The sequence below is a fragment of the Paraburkholderia sp. genome (assembly GCF_026225065.1).
Lineage (GTDB): Bacteria > Pseudomonadota > Gammaproteobacteria > Burkholderiales > Burkholderiaceae > Paraburkholderia.
This window is the reverse complement of the sequence record NZ_JAMFSB010000442.1, coordinates 1-9,253: the sequence shown is the minus strand read 5'-3', so window position 1 is coordinate 9,253 and position 9,253 is coordinate 1. Positions and strand designations below refer to the sequence as shown.

The window sequence follows — 9,253 nt, the reverse complement described above, 5'->3', positions numbered from 1 at the left end:
TACCGCGCAGTTCTTCTTCGCCCACCGAGAACGCCACCACCGGCACGTCCGTCGCTTTCAGGCCCTGGTTGCCCAGTTCCTTGTAGAACGGCACGTTCGAGTCGCCGTTGACGGTCGAGATCACCGCCGTCTTGCCGCCCTGCGAGAAGGTCTTGATGTTGGCGACGATGGTCTGATAGTCGCTATGGCCGAACGGTGTGTAGACCTCCTGAATATCCGCTTCCTGAACGCCCTTCGACTTCAGGAACGCACGCAGGATCTTGTTGGTCGTGCGCGGATACACGTAGTCCGTGCCGAGCAGGAAGAAGCGCTTGGCGCCGCCGCCTTCTGCGCTCATCAGGTATTCGGTGGCCGGAAGCGCCTGCTGGTTCGGCGCGGCGCCGGTGTAGAACACGTTGCGCGACATTTCTTCGCCTTCGTACTGCACCGGGTAGAACAGCAGGCCGTTGAGTTCCTCGAATACCGGCAGCACTGACTTGCGCGACACCGAAGTCCAGCAGCCGAACACCACCGCGCACTTGTCCTGCGTGATGAGCTGACGCGCCTTCTCGGCGAACAGCGGCCAGTTCGATGCCGGGTCCACGACGACCGCTTCGAGTTGGCGGCCATTGACTCCACCGCTCGCGTTGATCTGGGCGATCGTCATCAACGCGGTGTCTTTCAGCGACGTTTCGGAGATCGCCATCGTGCCGGACAGTGAATGCAGAATGCCAACCTTGATCGGACCGGTGTCGCCTTGTGCAAATGCGGAAGGAATCCCGCCTGCGACCCCCGTCACACCCGCAACCCCCGCTGCCGATGCGGCCTTCAGAAACTCGCGCTTGTTCATTGATCGTCCTCTGTCATTTTTGAAAGTTGGATATCGCCTTGAATACAAGGCGCAGTGCTTGAGCAACTTCCAAGCCAGGTGGGGGATGACGAACGGGAGGCTTTAGCACGCTTGCCGGACCGTGAAGGGCCGTCTGACGGCGGTGCGCACGACGCGCCACGCTGGTGCGTCGTGCACGTATCCAGGGATGGAGAGGGCGCTAGATCGTTTCGCGTGCGCCGTAGCTTTCGCGCGCGGTCTGCATCATATAGAGCGTGATGCGTTTGACTTCGGCCTGACTTTCCGCGATATGAGCGCGGATCATCTGCTGGGCGTTGGACGTTTCACCCGCAAAGATCGCCTTGAGAATCGCCGCGTGCTCCTTGTAGGTTGCCGCCACGCGCGGCTTCTTGGTGAAGTCGAGCCGGCGGATGATACGGATACGTTCGGTGATGTCCTCGTGAATCCGCGCCATTTCATTGTTGCCGACCGCGGCGACCAGGTTCCCATGGAAGGCTTCATCCAGTCCTGCGACGGTAGCGGGATCGTCAAGCTGCTTCTTCACGGGAACGCACCAGATCTCACGCAGGGCGTCGAGCCGTGAGGTGGCGTCCAGTTCCACGATCTTCGCGATTGCGGAAGTTTCCATCATGACGCGCACTTCGTAGAGGTCTTCGAAATACTTGAAGTCGAACGCGCGGACTTGCCAGCCGCTCTTGAAGTTGACATCCACGTAGCCTTCGCGCTGCAGCCAGAACAGCGCTTGGCGGACCGGTGTGCGGCTGACCTGCATACGTGCTGCGATATCGCCTTCGCTGAATTTGTCGCCCGGCAGCAGGCGAAAGTCGAAGATATCGGCCTTGAGTTGCGTATAGATTTGCGAAGCGAGGTTGCTGGCGCTTTTCGCCGGCGCAGTCGGTACGCGGTTGTCCACCATCAGTATTTCCAGGTGCGTGAGGGGGATGCGGCTAGCTTATTCCAACGACACCAGAAGATCGCAAGCTTGAATCATCATACGCGGCTTGCCATGGAATGTTTGGACGATTCGGCGGCGCGATAAGACGGGTTAGCGCGCGAGCCAGGAAGCCCAGCCGCCGAACGCCGTGATGTCCTGCGCATCCTGCAGGGCATAGGGTTCGCAGATGAAACCCTTCACCTGCCGGCCGTCCGCGAGCGTCACGGTGCCGATGCCAAGCGGTGCGGGCACACCGGCGACGAACGAACCAAATGCGGTCGCCGGCACGTCCCAGAGTTCCAGCTGAATCGGCGCGCCGTTTTCGGAACGCAGCAGCCCGGGTTTCGGCGGGGTCGTGTTTGCAAGCGAGAAGAGACGATAGTTGCCCGCGGTCGTCGTGCTCTCCACGAAGCATGCGCCGCGACTCGTCAGTTCATGGTTGAGCGGCATGCCGCGCAAATGAGCCCCGACTACGGCGACGCGAATCGTGTCGCCCGGCGTGCTGTGTCGTGCCTCGGGCGCTGGTTGCGCAGCGCCGGACAGCGCAGCGCCGGACAGCGCAGCACCAGACAGCGCAGCAGCGGACTGCGCAGGCAGCGGCAGCCCGGTTGCCCCGCGTGGCAGCCCGGTGGCCCGATGCCATTGCGCCGCGAAGTCAGCCAGCGCGCGTTCCCGCCACGCGTCGCCAATGAAGGTAATCCCAAACGGCAGTCCGTCTTCGCGCAGGTTCGCGGGCACAGCCACCGCGCTCCAGTCGAGCAGATTGACGAAGTTGGTGTACTTGCCGAGATTGCTGTTCAGACGCACCGGATCGGCCAGCAGTTCGGCGATCTTGTAGTGGGCTGGGGCGGTCGGCACGACGAGCGCGTCGAACTGCGCCAGCAGCGCATCGGCGCGGCGTTTGAGATCGGCGAGGCGGTAGATCGATTCGAAGGTGTCGGCGGCCGAGAATTCCTTGGCCTTGAAGATGATGTCGCGCACCACCGGATGAATGTCGGCTTCGTTCGATACGGCAAAGTCGCGGATCGCCGCATAGCGTTCGGCTACCCATGCGCCCTCGTACAGCAGCGCAGCGACGTCGTCGAAGAGCGAGAAGTCGAGCGGTACGCAGGTCGCGCCGCGCGCTTCAAGGTGGGCCACGGCGGCCTTGAAGGCTTGCGCGGAGAGTTCATCGCCGAAGAATTCCGGCTGTGCGGGGACCGCAAAACGCGGCGCGGCAGGAACGCGCCACTGACGCGCCGCGACGGGCGCTTCGCGGGAGAGGCCGTCGGCCAGATCGAGTGCCGCGGCCAGGTCGTACACGAGCGTGGCGTCGTCGAAGGTGGTCGCGAAGACCGACACGCAGTCGAGCGTGCGGCATGCTGGCACCACGCCTGTATTGCTGAACGCGCCACGGGTGGGTTTGAGTCCGACGATATTGTTAAGGCCTGCGGGGACGCGTCCCGAGCCGGCGGTATCCGTCCCAAGCGAGAAAGGTACGATGCCGCGCGCGACCACCGAGGCCGACCCCGAACTCGAGCCGCCTGAGATGTACTCGGGGTCGAAGCTGTTGGTCGGGATGCCGTAAGGGGAGCGCACGCCCACGAGGCCGGTTGCGAACTGATCGAGATTGGTTTTACCGATGACAATGGCGCCGGCGTCGGTCAGCCGCTGCACGACCGTCGCGCTGCGCCCTGGTGTATAGGCGAACGCAGGGCAGGCAGCCGTGGTCTCGAAGCCGGCGGCGTCGATGTTGTCCTTGGCGGCGAACGGCACGCCATAAAGCGGCAGCTTTGTCAGATCGCCACCGGCCGCGGCCAGGCTGGCGTCGAGGTGCGCGAGCTGCGCGGCGAGCACCGCTGGCGTCACAGTCGATATCCATGCGGGGTCGTCTTCGGGCGTCAGTCCACGGACCAGTTCGTTGAGCAACTGGGCGGGCGTCGCACCGTTCCGATACGCTTCCTGCCAATCCGAAATTGTCCATCCGCGCATCTCGTATTCCCTCTTGTGTACAAGTTCGGGGAAATTGTACTCAAGACTCATGCCAACCGCGCGGGGAGGGTGTCACGCCTTTTCGGGGCAGGGCCAGGCGCGGCGTGGATGCCGTGCCCGAGCCGGTCCCCGATGCACCCGTCTGGCGCGAAACGCCCGATCGTTGGGCGTCAGAACCGCGCTGGTGCGGTGTTGCAATGACACGTCGATTGGCGGGAATTATTTCAGTCCCCGTTAGATTCGCAAGTAGAATGCGCGCAAACGACTCGTGGAAGCTGGTGCAAATCCAGCGCGGTCGCGCCACTGTGACCGGTTTCAACCCGAACCGGAAGTCAGACCTCGGCGTCGTTGTCTATTTAACTGTGGGGCGCGCTATCCCCAGGATTCCAATAATGAAGCTTCGTCATCTCATCATCAGCTCGGCGCTGACGGTTACCGCTTGCCAGGTCGCCTACGCCGACGACTCGTCGTCAACCCAGGACCAGTCGGCCACGCAAACCACGCTACCGAATATCCTCGTCACTGGCGATACGCAGCATCTGCCGCAATCGTTCGATCAGCGATACGCCACGACCCAGGTCCTGACTCGCGCGGACCTCGACCGTCTTTCGCCCATCGACCCAAGCATTACGCAGGCGCTCGCCACGCTGCCCGGCGTGACCGTTGCGCAGAACGGCGGCCCAGGCTCGCTTGCGTCCGTTAGCATCCGTGGTTCGGCGGGAAATCAGGTGGCCGTGTTTATCGACGGTATCCGGGTCGGTTCCGCGACCAGCGGCGAGGCCGAGTGGGCTGACCTGCCGACCTCCGCGTTCGACCGCGTCGAGGTGATCTCGGGTCCGGCAGCCGCTTCGTTCGGCGCCGATGCGGTGGGTGGCGTGATCCAGCTGTTCACGAACCACGCCTCCAACCAGCCCAATCAGACTACGGTCTCGGTGGGTGGCGGGTCGAACAAGACCTTCGATACGCAAGTCCGCACCTCGGGCACGGTCCCGTCCATCGGCGCGCTCTCGGCGTTGAGCGGGCTGACCTACTCGCTGGGCTTCCATGACTACAACACGGCGGGGATCGACGCGACCGAGCCGTCGACCTTCGGTCACGAAGATGGCCGTAACCCGTACCATGCGCAGGACGTCGATGGACGCCTGGGTTATGCGCACGACAACTGGTCGCTCTCCACGTTCTTCCTCTATCACCGCTCGGATCTCTCCTACGACGACGCGGGCGGCGACGACCGGCAGGCCGACTACCAGCTGACGACGGGAGCCGCGTTCCATCTGGATATCACGCCGTTCACGCAGTTCGATCAGTCGGTCGGCTACGCCACGGACCGCGAGTTCCTGTATACGAATACCCCGGGCATCCCATCCGATGAGATCGATTCGACGCGCCTGAGCACGTCGACCTCGTTGACGCATCAGGAACGTGGGCCGGCGCTGTTCAACCTGCCGCTGTCCGGCGAGACCAAGCTCGCCTACGATTTCTCGCGCGAGCAGGCCTTCCTGCCGTTCGATATTCCGTCGGGGGTGCCGACGCGCGACGATTCAGCGGTTTCGCTGCACCAGTCGGCGACGCTCGGTCCGTTGACCGTGTTCCTGGCAGGCCGCCACGAGGTGGTTGAAGGGCAGTCGGTCAACACGGGCAATGTTGCCGTGTCCTATGCGATCACGCCGGTTTATACGGCGCGCGTTTCGTATGGCAATGCGTTCCGCCTGCCGACCTTCGACGACCTGTACTATCCTGGCTTCTCGAACCCGAACCTGCTGCCTGAGCGTAGCGATACGGTCGAGGCTGCAGTGGATGCCACCACGTCGTTCGGGACCTTCACGGCGGCGGTGTACGACACGCGCGTCCACAACCTGATCGATTACGAATCGGTGACCTTTCTGCCGGTGAACGTCGGACGCGCGCATATTCAGGGCATCGATCTGTCGTACAAGGGCACTATCGGCAAATCGACGCCGGTGAGCGTCGCGGTCGGCATCCTGAATCCGCAGGACGTCACGGATCAGACCTGGCTTAACCGCCGCCCGCGTCAGACCTTCAGTCTGAACATCGATCACATGTGGGACGAGTTCCACCTGCACGCACTGAGCACGGGCATCTCCGTGCTGTACGGTGGATCGACCTTCGACGACCAGGCCAACTCGATCTATCTGCCGTCCTACACAACGGTGGGCCTGCGCGCTGCGTACAAGATCAATTCGCATCTCACGGTGTCTGCCAATCTGTCGAATCTGTTCAACCGGCAGTACGTGACCGCGTTCGGCTACAACACGTTGGGCCGGACGGCCTTCGGCAAGCTGGCTTATACGTTTTAAGGCAGCGGTCTAGACAGTGTTTCAGCCAGGGGCGCCGCGCTTCGGCCGGCGCACGGCTCGCAGCTTGCCGCTGCGTCCGCCGCCGCAGAAGAACTGGTCGGCTCCATCGGATTCGAGCCCGGACACGTTGACGCCTTGAGGCATCTCGAGACTCTCCACGACCTCGCCGCTGCGAGGATCGACGTGTCTTAGCTCGCTTTCGTTGTCGTCCCAGGTGGCGTGCCAAAGCTCTCCGTCAACCCAGGTCACACCAGTGACGAAGCGGTTCGATTCGATGCTGCGAAGAATCTTCCCGGTTTCGGGATCGACCTGAAGAATCTTCCGGTCCCGGTACTGCCCCACCCACAGCGATCCTTCGGCCCACGTGAGCCCTGCTGCGTCGTCACCGCCAGGTGCAGGGATCGAGTTGAGCACATGGCCGGTTTGTGGATCGATCTTGTGGATGCGCTGGTCGGCGATCTGGTACAGGTGCTGGCCGTCGAAGGCCGTGCCTGCATGCGCTGCGACATCGAGCGAGCGCAGCGTCTTGCCGCTCTGCGGATCGAGCACGTTCAGCTTGTCTCCGCTGGCGAACCAGACGTGCTCACCATCATAGGTGACGCCATGCACGCCATCGATGCCCGGAAAAGGGCCGTATTCATTGACGATTTCTGCTGTTGCACGCTTCATGGCGTCTCCCTGGTTAGTCACCTGTCGATTCCATCATAATCAACCGGTAGCGGCGCGGGGAGTAACAATGTCGTCGTGAATCCCGGCAGGGCCGGGGTCATCCAGCGACGCGCCCGTCCACGTCCAAACGACTGCACCTTGCCGGCTGCCGCCAGCGAGTCGAGCGTTCGCTGCACGGTGCGCTGGCTGGCGCCAAGCACGAGAGCGAGCGCCGAGCTTGACCACGACTCGCCGTCGGCGAGCAGAGCGAGCACCGCCGCATGTCCCTCTTCGACGGGCCGCGCCAGCACCACCACTTCGCGCGCACGCTGCGGGGCGAGTGCAAACCCGGCTCTCGTCGCACTCACGCTCGCCAGCGTCCCAAGCAGCATGCGAAGCCGGCCGATTTCGACGCGCAGGCGCACGCGATGCGATTCGTCGGGATGCCGGGTGCGGAATGCCTGCGCGATCAGCGTATCCCTCGGCACGTCGGATGGCCACGCTTCGGCGAGCGCGCGTGCAAGCGCGAACAGCACTGGACGCCTTGCGAGCGAAACGACGGTGTCTGCTTCGCGCACGGCATAGCGGCACGCATCGACGATGAGCGTCTCGGATGCCAGTAATGCTTCGACTTCGGCGAGCAGGAGAGGGCGCTCCTCGCCACACGCAATTAACCTTGCGGCGGGCGCGTTCAGTACGAAGAATGCGTTTTCAACCTCGGCCTTCAATGCAGGGATGCCCGCGCGGCGCGCGGCCTGTTCGGCTCGTTTGAGCGCGGCACGAGCCGTTTGCGTGTGCAGACGGCGCATCGCAATGCCCGCGACGACCAGTTCGTGAGCGGCCCGTAGTCCGGGCGGGAAGGGCGTGGGGTCAAGTTCGGCGAGCGCGTGCTCAGCCTCGTCAAGGCGCCCGATCAGCAGAAGACGCCGCATCTCGAGATACCGCGCGTAGGCTGCATTAGCGCGGTCGCCGTGCGCTTCGAGCGTCGCCCGCGCGGCGTCGAGCGCTTTGGTGGGCCAGGCGAGGTCGCGCGAGGCGAGTGCGATCTCAGCCTCGGCGACCACACAGCGCGCCCGGGATACGGCCTCTGCTGGACCGAAGGCGCGTGCCGCACTGCGCACAAGCGCCTTGGCTCGCACGAAATCGCCGAGTTGCGCCATCGCGATGCCGCGCAGCGCCAGGGCCGGCGCGTCGTCGCGCAAGGCGATCCGCTTCAGCGCGCCGAGCGGGTCGCCCGCCGCGAGCGCATGCGCCGCGGCCGCGACTGGCGAATCTATCGGCTGCTCGAATCGCGTCACACTTGTCACTCCCCCTCCTCCAGTGCCCGGGACTAATCTAGCACGACACCCAAGCCTCCCATCGGTTTTGGGACCGGAACAAACGACACAGGACACCTAAGGAGCACATCATGACGACGACACATGCAACCGGGACACGCGAAGAATGGCTGGTGGCGCGGCTCAAATTACTCGCAGTGGAGAAAGAGTTCACGCGACGCGGCGACGAACTGGTGCAGCAACGCCAGGCGTTGCCGTGGGTGCGGATCGACAAGGCGTACCGGTTCGACACCGAGCAGGGCAGCGTATCGCTGGCGGACCTTTTCAGGGGACGCTCGCAGCTTCTCGTGTACCACTTCATGTTCGGGCCGGACTATAAGGCGGGGTGCCCGTCGTGCTCGTCGATTGCGGACGGGTTCGACGGCATTGCCGTTCACCTCGCGAACCATGACGTCACACTCACCGCCGTGTCGAGGGCGCCGCTGGAGAAGCTGCTGGCGTACCGGCAGCGCATGGGGTGGACGTTTCCGTGGGCGTCCTCGGCCGGCAGCGATTTCAACTTCGACTTCAATATTTCGTTCACCGAGGCGCAACAGCGTGATGGCGAAGTCGAATACAACTATCTGCGTGGCCGGCATGCGATGGATGCGACGCCGGCACCCGAGCCCGTTGTCCAGTTTGCAGCCAACTGCGGAACCGACGCGCAAACGTACGCGCGCGACCGGCCCGGGATGAGCGCGTTCGTACTCGAGGATGGGGCCGTGTATCACACGTACTCGACCTATGCGCGCGGGGTGGACGGCATCTGGGGCATGTACCAGTGGCTCGACCGCGCGCCGAAGGGACGCAACGAGACGGGCGTCTGGTGGAAGCGCCATGATGAGTACGCGAGGGGTTGAGCCGGGTCATGAGTGACGTTCGCGCAACCGGCCAAGGGACACGGCGTGGGATCTTCCTGCGCCATGCGGTTTTCCAGCGCACCGGCTTCGCCTTCCACGGCCTCTGCGCGCTGCTGTTCGCAGCAAGCGCAGCGATGACGGTCATATGGTGCGCGTCGATGTCGGCGATGGGCGAGATGCCGATGCCTGGCGGCTGGACGATGTCGATGGCGTGGCTGCCGATGTGCGGACAGACATGGCCCGGTGTCGCGACATCGTTCCTCGGCATGTGGCTCGTGATGATGGTCGCGATGATGCTGCCGTCGCTTGCCCCTGCGTTGTGGCGCTATCGTGAGGCGCTGGCTGGGGCGGGTCAGACGCGGTTTGACCGGCTCACC

General features: G+C 63.8%; 8 protein-coding genes and 1 riboswitch. Of the genes, 3 read left to right on the top strand and 5 right to left on the bottom strand.

The features are described 5' to 3' along the window. From M0954_RS29905 to atzF, 3 genes are all read right to left on the bottom strand, one after another. On the bottom strand, window positions 1-829 hold an 829-nt coding region (locus M0954_RS29905), incomplete at its 3' end, for a transporter substrate-binding protein (protein ID WP_297357105.1). A 199-nt stretch (window positions 830-1,028) separates the two neighbouring features. Next, the gene (locus M0954_RS29900) at window positions 1,029-1,745 is read right to left on the bottom strand and encodes a GntR family transcriptional regulator (RefSeq protein ID WP_122152279.1); all 717 of its coding nucleotides are present in this window, start codon (window positions 1,743-1,745) and stop codon (window positions 1,029-1,031) included. A 129-nt stretch (window positions 1,746-1,874) separates the two neighbouring features. After that, window positions 1,875-3,734 carry an allophanate hydrolase gene (atzF, locus tag M0954_RS29895; RefSeq protein WP_297357102.1) on the bottom strand — a complete coding sequence of 620 codons (1,860 nt, stop codon included), beginning with the start codon at window positions 3,732-3,734 and terminating at the stop codon, window positions 1,875-1,877. Between the two features lie 260 nt (window positions 3,735-3,994). Then, a riboswitch (adenosylcobalamin (AdoCbl) riboswitch) is annotated at window positions 3,995-4,084 on the top strand. A gap of 42 nt (window positions 4,085-4,126) precedes the next feature. Between atzF and M0954_RS29890 the strand changes: the two genes are divergently transcribed. After that, a complete protein-coding gene (locus tag M0954_RS29890; RefSeq protein ID WP_297357100.1) occupies window positions 4,127-6,052 on the top strand; it encodes a TonB-dependent receptor in 1,926 nt (641 codons plus the stop codon). 21 nt (window positions 6,053-6,073) lie between these two features. On the opposite strand, the gene M0954_RS29885 is transcribed toward M0954_RS29890, so the two are convergent. Continuing rightward, a complete protein-coding gene (locus M0954_RS29885; protein WP_122152276.1) occupies window positions 6,074-6,721 on the bottom strand; it encodes a PQQ-binding-like beta-propeller repeat protein in 648 nt (215 codons plus the stop codon). 17 nt (window positions 6,722-6,738) lie between these two features. Beyond that, a complete protein-coding gene (locus M0954_RS29880; protein WP_297357106.1) occupies window positions 6,739-7,977 on the bottom strand; it encodes a helix-turn-helix domain-containing protein in 1,239 nt (412 codons plus the stop codon). A 131-nt stretch (window positions 7,978-8,108) separates the two neighbouring features. On the opposite strand from M0954_RS29880, the gene M0954_RS29875 reads away from it, so the two are divergent. Together M0954_RS29875 and M0954_RS29870 are read left to right on the top strand one after the other, a co-directional pair. Beyond that, window positions 8,109-8,876 (top strand): DUF899 domain-containing protein, encoded by a 768-nt coding sequence (locus M0954_RS29875; protein ID WP_297357098.1) that lies wholly within the window; start codon window positions 8,109-8,111, stop codon window positions 8,874-8,876. An 8-nt stretch (window positions 8,877-8,884) separates the two neighbouring features. Then, the coding region (locus M0954_RS29870) for a DUF2182 domain-containing protein (protein WP_297357096.1) at window positions 8,885-9,253 on the top strand (369 nt) is incomplete at its 3' end.

Bases quoted from the DNA above. Each gene is read 5' to 3' on its own strand.
- M0954_RS29900 (WP_122152279.1), bottom strand. From the start codon at position 1,745: ATGGTGGACAACCGCGTACCGACTGCGCCGGCGAAAAGCGCCAGCAAC.
- M0954_RS29875 (WP_297357098.1), top strand. From the start codon at position 8,109: ATGACGACGACACATGCAACCGGGACACGCGAAGAATGGCTGGTGGCG.
- M0954_RS29890 (WP_297357100.1), top strand. From the start codon at position 4,127: ATGAAGCTTCGTCATCTCATCATCAGCTCGGCGCTGACGGTTACCGCT.
- atzF (WP_297357102.1), bottom strand. From the start codon at position 3,734: ATGCGCGGATGGACAATTTCGGATTGGCAGGAAGCGTATCGGAACGGT.
- M0954_RS29885 (WP_122152276.1), bottom strand. From the start codon at position 6,721: ATGAAGCGTGCAACAGCAGAAATCGTCAATGAATACGGCCCTTTTCCG.